The 13,708-nt window shown below is 63.9% G+C and carries 18 protein-coding genes; 10 read left to right on the top strand and 8 right to left on the bottom strand.

Annotated elements, in window-relative coordinates; genetic code table 11:
* Nucleotides 1-73 precede the first annotated feature (73 nt).
* A complete protein-coding gene (locus AB0M14_RS32340; protein ID WP_365001951.1) occupies nucleotides 74-940 on the top strand; it encodes a hypothetical protein in 867 nt (288 codons plus the stop codon).
* Nucleotides 941-1,018: 78 nt separating this feature from the next.
* Here AB0M14_RS32340 and AB0M14_RS32345 read toward each other — a convergent pair whose 3' ends face one another.
* Nucleotides 1,019-1,981, bottom strand: coding sequence for a hypothetical protein (locus tag AB0M14_RS32345; RefSeq protein ID WP_365001954.1), 963 nt, complete (start codon nucleotides 1,979-1,981; stop codon nucleotides 1,019-1,021).
* Between the two features lie 108 nt (nucleotides 1,982-2,089).
* Here AB0M14_RS32345 and AB0M14_RS32350 point away from each other — a divergent pair, with 108 nt between their 5' ends.
* Nucleotides 2,090-2,674 (top strand): TetR/AcrR family transcriptional regulator, encoded by a 585-nt coding sequence (locus tag AB0M14_RS32350; protein WP_365001956.1) that lies wholly within the window; start codon nucleotides 2,090-2,092, stop codon nucleotides 2,672-2,674.
* Nucleotide 2,675: 1 nt separating this feature from the next.
* On the opposite strand, the gene AB0M14_RS32355 is transcribed toward AB0M14_RS32350, so the two are convergent.
* From AB0M14_RS32355 to AB0M14_RS32375, 5 genes are all read right to left on the bottom strand, one after another.
* Nucleotides 2,676-3,434 carry a MerR family transcriptional regulator gene (locus AB0M14_RS32355; protein ID WP_365001959.1) on the bottom strand — a complete coding sequence of 253 codons (759 nt, stop codon included), beginning with the start codon at nucleotides 3,432-3,434 and terminating at the stop codon, nucleotides 2,676-2,678.
* Between the two features lie 128 nt (nucleotides 3,435-3,562).
* Complete coding sequence (locus AB0M14_RS32360) at nucleotides 3,563-3,793, bottom strand: hypothetical protein (protein WP_365001962.1); 231 nt, start codon at nucleotides 3,791-3,793, stop codon at nucleotides 3,563-3,565.
* Nucleotides 3,794-3,903: 110 nt separating this feature from the next.
* Entirely contained in the window at nucleotides 3,904-4,068 is a 165-nt protein-coding gene (locus tag AB0M14_RS32365) for a hypothetical protein (RefSeq protein WP_365001964.1), read from the bottom strand.
* Between the two features lie 129 nt (nucleotides 4,069-4,197).
* Complete coding sequence (locus tag AB0M14_RS32370) at nucleotides 4,198-5,589, bottom strand: MFS transporter (protein ID WP_365001967.1); 1,392 nt, start codon at nucleotides 5,587-5,589, stop codon at nucleotides 4,198-4,200.
* Nucleotides 5,590-5,682: 93 nt separating this feature from the next.
* Nucleotides 5,683-6,681, bottom strand: a complete 999-nt coding sequence (locus AB0M14_RS32375; protein ID WP_365001970.1) for a sigma-70 family RNA polymerase sigma factor — start codon at nucleotides 6,679-6,681, stop codon at nucleotides 5,683-5,685.
* Here AB0M14_RS32375 and AB0M14_RS32380 point away from each other — a divergent pair.
* Nucleotides 6,656-7,405, top strand: coding sequence for a dihydrofolate reductase family protein (locus tag AB0M14_RS32380; RefSeq protein WP_365001973.1), 750 nt, complete (start codon nucleotides 6,656-6,658; stop codon nucleotides 7,403-7,405). The two genes, AB0M14_RS32375 and AB0M14_RS32380, sit on opposite strands and share 26 nt — an antisense overlap.
* Nucleotides 7,406-7,470: 65 nt before the next feature.
* Here AB0M14_RS32380 and AB0M14_RS32385 read toward each other — a convergent pair whose 3' ends face one another.
* Nucleotides 7,471-7,845 carry a VOC family protein gene (locus tag AB0M14_RS32385; protein ID WP_365001975.1) on the bottom strand — a complete coding sequence of 125 codons (375 nt, stop codon included), beginning with the start codon at nucleotides 7,843-7,845 and terminating at the stop codon, nucleotides 7,471-7,473.
* A gap of 60 nt (nucleotides 7,846-7,905) precedes the next feature.
* Between AB0M14_RS32385 and AB0M14_RS32390 the strand changes: the two genes are divergently transcribed.
* The 6 genes from AB0M14_RS32390 (at nucleotide 7,906) to AB0M14_RS32415 (ending at nucleotide 12,065) form a co-directional block, all read left to right on the top strand.
* Nucleotides 7,906-8,262 (top strand): helix-turn-helix domain-containing protein, encoded by a 357-nt coding sequence (locus AB0M14_RS32390; RefSeq protein WP_365001978.1) that lies wholly within the window; start codon nucleotides 7,906-7,908, stop codon nucleotides 8,260-8,262.
* A gap of 117 nt (nucleotides 8,263-8,379) precedes the next feature.
* A complete protein-coding gene (locus tag AB0M14_RS32395; protein ID WP_365001981.1) occupies nucleotides 8,380-9,123 on the top strand; it encodes a methyltransferase domain-containing protein in 744 nt (247 codons plus the stop codon).
* Between the two features lie 269 nt (nucleotides 9,124-9,392).
* Complete coding sequence (locus tag AB0M14_RS32400; protein WP_365001983.1) at nucleotides 9,393-9,731, top strand: MazG nucleotide pyrophosphohydrolase domain-containing protein; 339 nt, start codon at nucleotides 9,393-9,395, stop codon at nucleotides 9,729-9,731.
* Nucleotides 9,732-10,060: 329 nt separating this feature from the next.
* Nucleotides 10,061-10,306 (top strand): hypothetical protein, encoded by a 246-nt coding sequence (locus tag AB0M14_RS32405; RefSeq protein ID WP_365001985.1) that lies wholly within the window; start codon nucleotides 10,061-10,063, stop codon nucleotides 10,304-10,306.
* 3 nt (nucleotides 10,307-10,309) lie between these two features.
* Entirely contained in the window at nucleotides 10,310-10,735 is a 426-nt protein-coding gene (locus AB0M14_RS32410; protein ID WP_365001987.1) for a DUF6461 domain-containing protein, read from the top strand.
* Nucleotides 10,736-11,075: 340 nt separating this feature from the next.
* Nucleotides 11,076-12,065: a hypothetical protein gene (locus AB0M14_RS32415; RefSeq protein WP_365001989.1), complete on the top strand. Its 990-nt coding sequence runs from the start codon at nucleotides 11,076-11,078 to the stop codon at nucleotides 12,063-12,065.
* Between the two features lie 183 nt (nucleotides 12,066-12,248).
* Here AB0M14_RS32415 and AB0M14_RS32420 read toward each other — a convergent pair whose 3' ends face one another.
* A complete protein-coding gene (locus AB0M14_RS32420; RefSeq protein WP_365001992.1) occupies nucleotides 12,249-12,767 on the bottom strand; it encodes a ferredoxin in 519 nt (172 codons plus the stop codon).
* A gap of 341 nt (nucleotides 12,768-13,108) precedes the next feature.
* On the opposite strand from AB0M14_RS32420, the gene AB0M14_RS32425 reads away from it, so the two are divergent.
* A complete protein-coding gene (locus tag AB0M14_RS32425) occupies nucleotides 13,109-13,582 on the top strand; it encodes a hypothetical protein (protein WP_365001995.1) in 474 nt (157 codons plus the stop codon).
* Nucleotides 13,583-13,708: the final 126 nt, after the last annotated feature.

Raw genomic sequence — 13,708 nt, forward strand, 5'->3', positions numbered from 1 at the left:
TCCGACTTCCTTGACCTTCACATGGATGTGAGGTCCTAGCGTAACGGCATTCCACCAACCAGGGAGATGTCGAATGTCTACGCCAACAACTACTTCGGTGACCGTTCTCGGGGACGGTGTACGAGCGGCCGCCTTGGCGCGGGTCCTGACCGACCACGCCACTGTCATCGTCTGGGGCGAGCAGGCGCCCTGGCTACCTCGAGTGGTTCGAGCCGACACCGCGCGAGCCGCCATGGCGTCGTCGGTGATCCTGATGTGTGCGGACAACCCCGAGGACGCCACCCGGATTCTCGCCGAAGCCCTTCCGCATGTCACAGCCCGCGACGTCGTGAACCTCACCTCCGGCACCGACGCGCAGGCCCGCCGGCTGGCCGCCCAAGTGACCGAGCGCGGCGGACGATACCTCCACGGCGCGCTCATGGGCCACCCCGAGCATGTCGGAAAATCCGACACCGTCCTCGTCTACAGCGGCTCACCCGAGCTGTTCCACCAGCATCACGGCCTACTCGTAACACTCGGCAGCGCAACCTATCTGGGTCCAGACCCCAGCACCGCCACCCTCTACGAGACAGCGATGCTCGCCTTCGCATGGGCAACCCTCACCGGCTATCTCCACAGCGCCGCCCTGCTTCGCACAGCCGAGATCCCCGCAACCACAACAGCACCGCTACTGACCCACTGGATGTCGACCACGATCGCCTCCGTCATCACCGACTACGCCCAGCAGATCGACAACCGCCGCTATCCAGGCGAGGAGGAATGGCTCGAACTCGACGCCCCACTCATGGACCATCTGATCCAGACCGCCGATCAGCGCGGCATCGACTCCCGCCTTCCGAAACTGATCAGCTCACTGACTCGCGCAGGCATATCCGCGGGTTCCGGCCTCGAAAGCTTCGCCAGTCTGATCGAGATCATCCACGCGTCGACAGGCGAGTAGCCAGCGCACGACCACCTTCAACTCCGGAATCGTCGTGCACCGGCCGGCGCCCCGATGACGTGCCGTTAGAACTGGCGCTCAATTGGTGAGCCGGACTCGTAATACCGACCCGTGCTCGGTGGTGGCCAGGAGGTCCTGATCGGACTCGGGCGTGAAGGCGACAGCGGTCATCGGCATTGTGGACAGCACCGTGCAACTGCTGCCCGTGCCCGGATCTACCCGAACCAGTTGCCCGGTCGCGGTGACGACGTAGAGCATGCCGTCTGATCCTGCAACAAGGTCGTCGGGCAGCATCGGCCCGGATAGCATCCCCGGCGCCAGGTCGATAGCCACGGGTGGGTGTGATGCGTCGATCGGAACGCGGAGAATGCGGCCGGTGGCGCTGACGGTGACTGCCGCGAAAACCGAATCGCCGACGACCGCGACGCCGTTGATGCCGTAACCGTTGACCCCACCCAGAATGTCGAAGTTCTTGGGTGACCGCGCGGTCCAGGCGCTGTCGACCGTGCCATCGGGTCGCACTCGAACGACACCCATCAGGAGGTCACCCACGTACAGGTATCCCGCTGAATCGAATGCGGCCCCATTGGGCACACCCAGACCGGACACGAAAATCTCTGGCGTGGGCGCCGCCACGGCCGGGTCGAATCGGAGGACCGCGCCACCGCGTCCAGGGGGCAAGAGGTTCGGCACATCGACCGAATTCACATATAAGAGATTGTCGCGGCCGAGCCGAATCGCGCCGGGTGCCGGCACGGCGACCGTCGTGGTGAGATTTCCCGCGCGATCGTAGCCTTGCACTTCGTTGCGAAGCGTACGCGATATCCACAGACCGCCCTGAGCGTCGAACCCGATGTTCTCCGACCAGTCGAGGGCGGGGATCGAGGCAGCGATGGCGGTGGTCGCGATCGCCGGGGCGCAGGAGAGATCCTGCGCCCCGGCAGGCCCGGGAACAGTGGCTCCCCACAGTCCCAGTGCTACCGCGACTCCAGCTGTCCAGCGGCGGCGCACTGGTCGATCCGGCGATTCATCCTGCGACACAAGCACTTCCATCTCTCGTTTGCCGACTCCCGATGCAACGCAACGTTGCGTTGCAATTTACGGCGGCGGGCAGCCAATTGCAACAGTGCGTTGCGTACGATCACTCGCATGAGTTCACCGCACGCCCAGGGCGCGGGGCCCCGCAAAGCGCAGGAGATCTTCGACGCGACCCTCGAACTCTTGGCTGAACACGGATATGACGGCCTGACGATCGAGGCGGTCGCCCGTCGCGCCGAAGTGAACAAGACGACCATCTACCGCTGGTGGTCGAGCAAGGATCAGCTGATCGTGAGCGCCCTGATCGATTCGCGCGCACTCGAATTCGATGTCCCCGATACGGGTTCGTTGCGTGGGGATCTGCAGTCGCTGGCCGCGCAGATCGCCCGCCTCCTGACCGTATCGCCCAGCGCGCAGATCGCTTCGCTAGCGCTGTCCGCGGACCCGCGACGGCCGGAGCTCGCGACGCTGTTCCGCGCCTTCTTCGCCGATCGGATGGCGCGCGAAGAACCGATCTTCGAGCGAGCCCGCGCGCGTGGTGAACTCGAGCCGGGCACCGACCCGTCGATGGTCATGGACCTGCTGGCAGGCGCTGTGTGGTTCCGAGTCCTCCTGCGCAGCGGATCGGCCTCGCCGGACTACCTCGCGGAGATCGTCGAGATGGTTCTGCGCGCAGTCCAGCCTGTCCGGGATTGACCTAGTCGCCGAGGTGTTCGTCCGCGTAGACGACCATCGCGTCTCGTTGATACTCGGCGAGACCCTCCGCGATCTTCAGGTAGGTCGCCTTGTACCGGTCATCGTCGACGAACATCTGGCCCATGCCTTTATATGCCTCCTTGCTCGGAGTCCAGAAGCGGCACAAGCCCTCGTAATGCGTGTGAATTTCCGCTTGAACAGCGGGATCCGCTACCGGCGTCCCAGCGGCCATCATCTCGGCCATCCGGATCATCCACGCCGTCCCCTCCCGCTGCCACTGCTCGATATCCGCAGCGCTCATCGATGCGACATGGCGTTGGGACTGCTCGAACTGCGCCGGCCACCGCTCGCGAACCTCATCCTCATACTGTGCATTCTCGAAGCCCTCGAACAGATTCTCCGGACGATTGATCCGCACTGCCATCTCGGTTTTCCCCTCTAGTTCAATGATGGTGCGAGCCACGGTTTCAGCCACCCGCGCCAAGCGGTCCCGCTCGGAGAGCAGCCGAACATGCTGCCGCTTCAAAGCAGCCAACGTATCCGGCTCCGACTCCACCGATTCCGCGATCTCGGCCAAACTCAGGCCCAGCTCGCGCAACACGAGGATCTGCTGCAAGCGAAGCAACTGCTGATCCTCGTAGTAGCGGTAGCCGTTGGCGCCCACATACGCGGGCTCGAGCAAGCCGATATCGTCGTAGTGCCGCAGCGTGCGAGCAGTGACACCCGACATCCTCGCCACTTCCGCGATCGACCAGCCCATGCCGCTCCCTATCGCTCCCGACCAGCCGGTCCATCCGGCCCGCTATCGACGGTAGAAGTTGCCGTTACGTGAAGGTCAAGCGGCCACTCCGGAATTCGGCCCAGAAGCAGCGCACAATCGCCTGGCGGCTAGTGGTCGGCTGAGTTGGCGATGGCGCGCAGTGCTTCGTCCAGCGAGTCCAAGCCGTAGGTTGAGCCGCCCTCCCACGGCGGAACAGCATCCTCGCCTTCGGCGGCTGGGGTGTACAACCACCAGATGTTGCCCCAAGGGTCGCGTAGGCGGGCCAGGTCCTCTCCGCCGTAGAAGGGGGTCACCTCGGTGATCACTACTGCTTTGCGGTCGACGGCGCGATCCAGCACCTGCTGGGCGTTGTTGACGTAGACCTGGAGTAGCGCCGGTATGACCGGCCAGCCGGGCTGGCGGTCGCCCAGCAGGAGGACCGAATCGCCGATTTGTACTTCGGCGTGAATCAGTCGCCGGAAGGCATTGGGGTACGCGCCTCTTCGCGTTCCTTGCCGTCGAAGACCTCTTCGACGAAGGTGATCAAATCGGCGGCGCCGTCGACGATGGCGAAGGGGTTGAGCGAGCGCTCCCGCGGCGGTAGGGCGGATCCGGTGCGGACAATCGGTGGCATCGTGATGATCCTTTCTCGAGCGTCGTGATCGCCACCCTAGGGTCGGCTTAGGATAATCAGCGCCCTAAGCCGTTGCGGGTCGGCCGGCCCGCGTGACCGAACGACCGGCAGCCTGTTCGAGTGGAGTCCTCACGCCACGGCGGCGCGCGCGTCCACCTTGTATCGGTCCCCGATCCGCAGCAAGGTCACCACCGCGCCGAAGATCGCCGGGACCAGGGCGAGCATCGCCAGGACGAGTGGTTCGCCGCGGTAACCTGCCGCGTTGGTCAGATCCGAAGTGAAGCCGACGAAGAATGGGCCGAGCGCACCGCCGAGGGTGACCAAGAAGGTGAGCAGAGCGAATCCCATGCCACGACGCGCGGCGGGGACCACGTCGGCCGAGACCGCGGTGAGATTCGGGATGGCGCCGGCGAATCCGCCGCAAGCCAGGGCGATCAGGGTGACTCGCGCGGCGACACCGGGCACGAGTAGCGCGGCGGCGAGCGCGAGCGCTCCGGTCAGCAGGAACACCGTGGCGACGGTGATCCTGCGGCCGGGCCGGAGGGCGTGTGCGCGGTCGCCGAATCTGCTGCCCGCGATGATGCCCACGACGATGCCGGTGCCGCCGACCGCGCCCGCGAGTCCGGAAGCTGTGTCGTAGCCGAGGTTCTCGGTGCGTTCGAGCAGAGTGGGTAGCCAATAGAACACGCCTCCGATCCCGAGCGAGAGCAACGCTTGGCTGAGCACGACTCCCGCCAGAGTTCTGATTCGCAGCAGTTCTCGCGCTTCGGCGAGCAGGGAGGTCCCGCGTGGCGCCGCCGCGGTGGTCGCGGGTTCGCCGGTGCGGTGGCGGTCCAGGCGATCTCCCAAGCCGCGCAACGGTTCTCGGACGGTCAGCACCAGTGCGGCGACCAGCAGGCCGGGGACCGCCGCGACGAAGAACACCATGCGCCAGCCGAGCGCCTCCGCGAGCGCACCGCCGAGGATGACCCCGGTCGGCAATCCCAGGTAGTACCCGGCACGCTCGAACCCATAGGCCTTACCGCGACTCCGGGCCGGATAGTAGTCGGCGAGGAGGCTGGAGGCGGGCGGGTTGTAGAGCTGCCCGGCAGCGCCGATCAGCACACGCACCAGGAAGAACAGCACGAAAGTGGTCGCCAGACCGCTCAAGACCGAACACAGTGACCACACCAGGACCACGATCGCGATGGTGGTCACCCGGGGCGCCCGGTCCGCAAGCCGGCCGGCCGGGAGCAGCAGCACCGCGCCCGCGATACTCGCGGCCGTCGGAATCGCCCCCGCCGCGGTGTCACCGAACCCGAAGTGATCCTGAATCGCGGGCAACGCACCGGCGATCAGGTTGATCTCGAGCCGATCGATGAACGCGACAAGGCCGACCGCGATCGCGGGCCACCAGCCCAATGGCGCGGCCTTCGTCAGATCGACAGCGCGAGCTGGGCGGCCGGCGGACACGGCGATCTCTACCGAGCCGACCGCAGGGGGTGCCGCGCTTCCGGGCTCCGTGGGCGAGGTGTCGGTCATGGGAATCGCTCCTGTCGGGACAGATCGTCCGAGAGCCAGATGATCACCTCAACCGTATCCGACTGTTTCCCAACGCGATACGTTGTTTCCAAATCAAAGAGTACTGGGCAGACCGAACCAGGGAAGCACGCTGTTGTCGAATCGGGTCATCGCGCTGATCTGATCGCCGGACAACGTGAGCACGATCAGGCCGGTGCCATGGCGGACGCCGGTTGGAGCTGCCACGTAGGTTCCGAACGCCGGTTGACCATTGGCCCGCGTCGGGATAAGGGTGTACCGTCGACCGGCGTCGAACAATCGGGCACAGAAGCGGCCCACCGCTTCTCGGCCCTCGTACTCGAAGGGCATCGGCGGCATCGAAATGAACACGTCATCGGTGAGCAGCTCAACCAACGCCGTGATATCCGAGGATTCGTAGGCCCGCGCGAATTTGGCAACGATCGCGTCTTCGTCCGCGGATTTGGAAGCCGGTGGCAGGACGTGACCGGACGGTGCCGTTCGCTGCCGTAACCCCACCCGCGCCCGTTTCAGCGCGCTGGTTACCGAATCGACTGTCGTATCGAGCATTTCAGCCACATCCCGGGCCGGGAATCCGAGGACATCACGCAAAACCAGCACCGCCACCTGTCGCGGCGGGAGGATCTGCAAAGCGGTGACGAACGCCAGGGATATCGACTCCGATTGCTCGTAACGCGTCTCCGGTCCGAGCGGCGCGCCCATCGCGCCTTCGAACAACGCGTCCGGGATCGGCTCCAGCCAGACCACCTCGCCCCACCGGGTCGGCTCAGGCGGTTCCACATCAGGCACATCCCACGCCCTGGCGGGGCGCCGACTAGCCGACCGGCGGGCGTTCAGGCAACAGTTGGTCGCGATCCGGTACAGCCACGTCCGTAGCGACGCGCGTCCCTCGAAACCGGCGAGCCCCTGCCAGGCCGCCAAAAAGGTGTCCTGAAGTGCATCCTCGGCGTCTTGGAACGACCCGAGCATCCGGTAGCAATGCACGTGCAGCTCTGTTCGAAACGGCGTGGTCAGTTCACGAAACGCGTCTCCGTCCCCTGATCGCGCCTTGGCCAGCAAGCTGCCTTCGGCCATGGATGTGAACCTCCGCTCCCGGGAGTGCGACACCTTCACCACCTTAGACACCGACTGGCCGGTGAACTGGGCGCTCGAACCCCGCCCAGTTTGTCGATCGCGTGGTCTCTACATCAGTGAACTACTCAGGAGGATCACCATGGGACAGATCATCATCACCGAGAACATCTCCCTGGACGGAGTCATCCAGGACCCCACCGGCGAAGAGGGCTTCGATCGTGGCGGCTGGTTCGATCGAATCAGCGACAAAGACCGCGAGCACTGGGCACAGATCGAATGTGCCGAGGCCGTCGCTGCCGAGGCCTTGCTACTCGGCCGCCGCAGCTTCGAATGGTTCGCGCCCCGATGGTCACCGCGCCGCGGCGAATGGGCCGACAGGCTCAACACCATGCCCAAACTCGTCGTCTCTTCCACCCTAGAGAACCCCGCATGGCAGAACTCGACCGTATTGAACGGCGACGTCCTCACCGAAGTCACCAAGCTCAAACAAAACACAAGCGGTGACATCGTCGTCTACGCCAGCGCCACCCTCGCCCGCACCCTGATCGAGCACGATCTCGCCGACGAGCTGCGACTGATGATCTTCCCGGTCGTACTGGGCGCAGGCGAGCGCCTGTTCGGCCCGACCACCGACCAAAAACCCATGCACCGCATCGGCACCCGCATCGTCGGCGACAGCCTCGTTCTACTCACCTATCGATTGCGCTTAGGGGATATCACCTGATTGGAACCAAATTGCTGGGACCGTCTCCAAAAGGCTGTCGACGAGCTTCGCTCGACCCAGAACACTCAGCCCAGGACCTTGGCCCGCACCTCGGGCACCCATTCGACATATTCGACGGTCACCCCGTCCGGGTGACGTAGATACGCGAATCGCCCGGTCTCGCTGATGAACGGGCCACCCGTCAGCTCTGCTCCCGAGTCGGCCAATTCGGTGATCGCCACATTCAGGTCGTCGACAATCACCGGCCCGACCGTCGCACGGTAGCGATCGGTGTGTTCCGGCCGGCCGGCGATCAACAGGAAGTCGCCGATCGCTGCGAGCTCCGCCTGCTCGAAGCCGAATCTCAGATCCGCGGTCCCGCCGACCATCCGCTCGTACAAGGGCAGCGCGAGGTCGAGATCGGCGACGAACAGCCGGGCATAGGTCTTCAAGATCCGCATGCGCCAGGACGTTACGGTGACTATGCCGATGACAGCAGTACGCACTTGAAGGTGAGCGCGATGCCCAGCAATCATGAGGACGAGCAGGCCCGCGACATCGCGCTGCGCGTGTTCGCCGTGGTATCGACCAGATGGGGCCTGCGGGTTCTGGAGGAGGTCCAATCCGGTCACCGCCGCTTCCGCGAACTACATCGCGCGATCGAGGGCATCAGCCACAAGATGCTCACCCAGACCCTGCGTGCCCTCGAAACCCACGGCCTCATCGCCCGGTACGACCACCGCACCGCCAATCCCCGAGTCGACTACTGGCTCACCGCAGCCGGAACCCAGCTCCTCGCAACGATCTACGGCCTGTGCGAGTGGTCGAAAGCCCATCTCGACGGCCTGCTCGACGCACCCGCCCATCGCGCACAGTGATGGATTCCGGTCGGCCCCGCCGCGCTCCCGGCCATTCGTTTGCAGGCCGAAGCGTTGAATGTCGTTGTGCGCGTTGGGGTATGGCTCGACTACAGAGCCCGCTGTTAACTTCGAAGCATGGACACTTCGACTCCTGTGGACGACTCTGGCCGTGCTGCGGCGTACGACCCGATCGCGGACGCTTACGCTCAGGAGAACGCGACCAGCCTGCTCAACGAGCACTACAACAGGCCCGCGATCCGCAGTCTGCTCGGTGACGTGTCTGGTAGGCACGTACTCGATGTCGGTTGCGGTTCCGGCCCAACGCTTGTCGACTTACTCGAAGGCGGAGCCACTGTTGTCGGAGTCGACGGCAGCAAGGCATTGATCGACATCGCCCGGAACAGGGTCGGGAGCGGCCCAGAGCTCTACGTCGCGGATCTAGCTGACCCGTTGCCATTCGACGACTCCAGCTTCGACGACGTCGTTTGCTCCCTGACACTGCACTACCTGGAGGACTGGCACTCCCCGTTGACGGAGATCCGACGAGTTCTCAAGCCGGGAGGCCGCCTGATCCTGTCGGTCGAACATCCGCTTGTCATATGGTTCACCGCCCTGCAAGCAGGCAACACAACAAACTACTTCGCCACACGGCCTCGTCGCGAGCAGGACATGGCAGGGCAGGCCGTCGACCTGACGTTCTGGGACCGATCACTGTCCACGATGTTCAAAACCTTCTTCGACACCGGATTTCGAGTAACTCACCTCGACGAACCCGGCCCCGCACCAACGGCGCAGGAGCAGTTCCCAGAGTTCTTCGAAGGAAGGGATGACCCCCGCTTTCTCGCCTTCCTGTTCCTGGTCCTGGTCTCGGAAGGTTGACATCCACCCGACAGTTGCAGTCGATTGAACCGGCATCCGACGACTATGTGCCGGAACCGTGTTGCGAGCTCCATCGGCAGATCAGCTGAAGAAACGGTCGAGTGCCCTCACCTCGGCTAGTTGCGGATGTTCTGAACTGCGCACGCATCGAGATCACTTCGGGGCGTTGCTCTTCCAAAGAGACGTCCTGGCCGCGAGTCGACCCGTAAGCGGCATAGAGTGGGTGTCCACGCCAGCCGTCGTACACAAAGTCTTGGTAGACCTGACTCGTGGACATCCAAGATCTTCAAGCACGTGCGATTGAAGTGCACGACCTCTACGACGACTTGAATCTCGCCGAGCGAGGCCACACATGGACTCGACAAGACTTCATGCTCGGTTTCGTAGGTGACGTCGGTGATCTCGCGAAACTCGTTATGGCAGCGGAGGGTACGCGATCCATGCCAGGCGGTCGCGAAGCACTAGAGCATGAACTCGCTGATTGCCTTTGGTCAGTTCTGATCTTGGCCCACCGGTACGAGGTGGATCTCGAAGCCGCATTCTCCAAAACAATGAGCGAACTGAAGGAGGTCATCTCTGCGCGGCTAGTCGAGCGCCCTACTCAATGATGACCGACCACAAGAGGTGCGCTCGACGGCTACTTCAGCGCGTTCGGCCGGGCCGCGCCTGGACGGTTCGGTCAGCGCACTCAGCGGCATTTCGGTGCTTTCGGGCGGCCCCGGATGGCGATCCGATGTGCTCGGTGCCGAGGGCCACCTCGCCTGCGCGGCAAGAATGGTCGCCGGTGGCAGCAAGTCCGGTGTTCTGCTGACCCTCGCGGATCAGGCCGGCGAGCCGCTCGGACGTCAACGCAGCCACGGGAAGTCCGCGCTGAGGACAGTGATCAAGCATCCGGACGATCGAATGGTTGTCGGTGTGCTCTGCCACCATGACCCATATGGCGACAACCGATCCCCTGGCCCCATTTCAGTGGCTCAACGCATCCGAGAGCCAAGCGGGCCCGCTGGGCGTGATCTTCAGCGTCGGCTTCTTCCGAAACCTGGACCCGTCGGAGGTGGTGCGCCGCTTCAGCAACGGTGGCGCCGCCGGCCAGGAGTCGGATTTCGAAGAGCTCAACGACAGCGGCAAGACCGGCGGCGGGGAAGGCGGCGGTTACGTGGGCGTGTTCCGGGCCGGTGCCTGAAGCGTGGCCATCGAACCGTGCGGGTGGTCGGTGACTGACCACAAGACGCTGGCGGAGCTATCGGCAGACTGTGAGGTCCTGGCGATCACCCGACACGACTACGCCGTGCACAGCCTCGAGTACGCGATCGACGGCACGATCGTGACCGGCCACCGACTGTGGTACCCGCATATCCGTTGGGGTAGCGAGCCCGACCGGCTCAACGACTACATGCGCGAGCTGGGCATGGAGCTGGACATGACCGACGATGACTACATTTATGACGCCGATGAGGATGAACCCGAGAGCAATTCCGACGCCTGGGACATCAACCTCAGCACCGGCGTGCCGAGGGCCTTCGCCCTGGCCGCGAAGGTCACCGGAGTGTCGTTCACCGCAGACATGCTGGACCAGCCCCTGCTCATCGGGCCTATCGCCCACCGCCGGTAGTACAGGTCGGGATAGTCACCTCCCGACCACACCACCGCTGGCCCGGCGCGCTTGCTGGTACGGCCGGTGAAGTCGTAGAGCGCATCTCGGTCCGCTCGACATCCACCTGGTGGCGCCGCGAAATCGTCCGATTCTCGATACTGGCGGGTCCAAACTATCCCGTATTCGGCATTCCGGCGCGTTGCCGACGCCGAGATGAGTTCTGCCCGCTGACCTTACGCAGACCCGCGCTGGCCGCTTCGGACCGCGCGGGTCGCGGCATTTCCGGATACTGGACTTCCATCGAGTCCCGCAATAGGTGTTATCTGCGATGCGCTGAGACGTTGATTACCGTGTGGCTGTGAATATCGACCCGCCACCTGCCGGCTACCATAACGAGGCTGGTGCACGACATGTCTCGAAGTTCCCACCCACCGTTGCGGACACAATCACTGTTGTACTGCTCGGCGGAATCGCGGGTCTGTTGGTGCTCGCTTCGTTCGCGACATTGATCAGCTACCACGCGGGTGATCCCGGAGGGACCGGATTCCGGTACGACAGTGAAGGCACGGCGTGGAAGTACGTCTCGCGCGGGTCCATTGCGGATCTTGCTCAGAATGTGCTCGGCTACGCGTTCATCACCGCTGGGGCCATCGCGGCGGTGGCTGCGGGCATGCTGGCCACCGAGCGCGGCACCGCAAGTCGAGCAGTGCGAACGTTTCTCGTCACCGCGATCGTGTTCTCGGGAACGACGGCCTTGACCGTGGTTCTCAACGTCCTCTCGGTACGTTCGACGCCGACTCGCATGGACGTCGGTTTCGGGAGCGGATCGTGGCTGTGCGTACTCATTGCCGCTGTGGCGCTGGTGAGCGCCGTAATCACCGCGGTAGCCGCACACCGGCGACCCGCGGAACACTCGGTTCTGGATTTCGTTGCGACGGTGCCGCTGCTTGTGTTCGCCGCATTGCTGGTGGCTGGTTCGTTCACACCCTTGTATCACCGCTCTCCGGGGCGGGTTTGGCGTGGGCTGGAACCTTTTCGGGTGCTGGGGCTTCCCCTGTTTCTCGCCGCATTGGGGGCCGTCGGTGCAATGGTCCTGTTGATCAGTGGTCGGCGCGGTAGCGGACGAGCAGTGGCAGCCGCTGCCGCCGCGTGTGGTTCGGCGGCGGCGCTCGTCGTTGTGCTGGACGCGTGGGACCGAGGGATCGCGCCAGTTCAGACGTTCGCCGAAATGGCGGTCGGTTGGTGGCTTCTGGTCGCGGCCTGCGTGGCAGGACTGACAGTATTCGCGGTGACGATACGGGCAGAAGCGACCGGGTCCCGGTCATCTGTCGGTATCGAAGGGCCGTGAGACCATCCACAACAGGCTCGCGGAGACACCAGCATTCCAACGACCCACCAACTGCCCGCTCATCGGCAGTTCAGTGCGTTCGGCCCGGCCGAGTTCGCCTCGGCACGTTGATCTTCGATCCTGCCGCGTGGCCGCTTCGAACCGCACGCCACGCGGCAATCGCGGATGTCCGGACGGACCTGGTTACAGATTCGGCAGCCTGTCGTCGGCCGGATATCGACCGTTCTCCAACCTGAACACATACTCCCGCAGATCGGTTTCGAGGTCACCGGCCAGATAGGTGAGGAAGTCCCGGACACCTTCTGCGGCTTCGCCTTCCAGAAAGTCAGCACCTTCCCTGGTGTAGTGGGCGAGCAACTCCGCAAGGTGCTCGGCGACCTTGTCGCGACCACTCCACCAGGCACGAACGGCCGCGGGGGTCCAGCGCGAGTCCCCATCGCAGGCGTAGCCGTCGAGCGGGTCGGCCTCTGCTGCCTCCAGCAGGGATTCGACCTCGGTCGGTGACTTCGGTTGGCGATAGACGAACTCGTTGTAGTACTCGCCGCCATAGAGCACATTGCGCGGCGCGTGAACCCTTCCGGTCCAACAGGAATCGGTCTGCGCCGTGTAGAACGGACCCGGCACGTTCATCCAATGCCGGTCCTCCCACTTGTCACCACCGGGATAGATGGAATCGTTGAGATCGCGCTGCACCGAAGTCATCGGATCCCAGCGTCGCGGTAGATCGCTCACGACACCAGCATTCCCTATCGCACGGCACTCAGCGACGCGCGTCAGCCTCCGATCGTCACCGTTCGCATGTGCGCACATTGGTACATTCGGCCGACTGCGGCCTGACCGGCCCGAACAGACTTGTAAGCGGCACAACAGGATGTTGCGGTAGCAACCGTGTGCCATAGCGATTTGGTCGATCGTGCCTGCTGGCAGGGTCCGGCTGAAACGATAGTTGTCTCATATCTCGGATTGACCAAAGTGAGGCACGCGTGGTCACCGTACTTGTCGGTCTACTCGGAGCAGTTCTTGGTTCACTCGTCGGAGGCACAGTGACGTACCTGACCGCACGGTCGAACATGAAACTCACGCTCGCACACGCCTACGATCAGGCCCTGCAAACCAAGCGAATCGAACGCTATGAGGCCCTATTCCATGTGGCGCGCTGCCTCCCGCGCTACTGGCCTCCCGATCGACAACGGCCCACGCGTGAAGATCTGCATCGGATTCGCGAAGCCTTCGGTAACTGGTACTTTGGCGAGAAACCTGGAGGAATGTTCCTGACAGCCAAGGCTAAGGACCGCTACATGCTCCTATTGAACGCCATAGCCGAGGTTGGGTTCAAGGACTACGCGACGCTCGGCGCAACCAGTACCGCGCCGCTTAGCGAGGAAGAACTGCAGAGTTTGCGGCTCCTGGCGAGTGAGCTCCGGCATCAGCTGGCGGAAGACGTCGGAGCAGCAAATCCTCCTCAGCTCAAATGGATTCGGCTGGATGAGCTTCCAGCCACGCCGTGGTCCAGCTAGTCGGCCGATCCAATCGAGTTGTATCCGCAATTCGGCTACTTAAGACTGGTTCCAGGACCTGATCCAGGCCAGGATCTGGTCCAGGTGCCCGGCGAGAAGCTCCCAAATCGGCTGCCCACCCGCGTC

Origin of the sequence: Nocardia sp. NPDC051832 (assembly GCF_040681285.1) — a bacterium.
Classification (GTDB): domain Bacteria; phylum Actinomycetota; class Actinomycetes; order Mycobacteriales; family Mycobacteriaceae; genus Nocardia.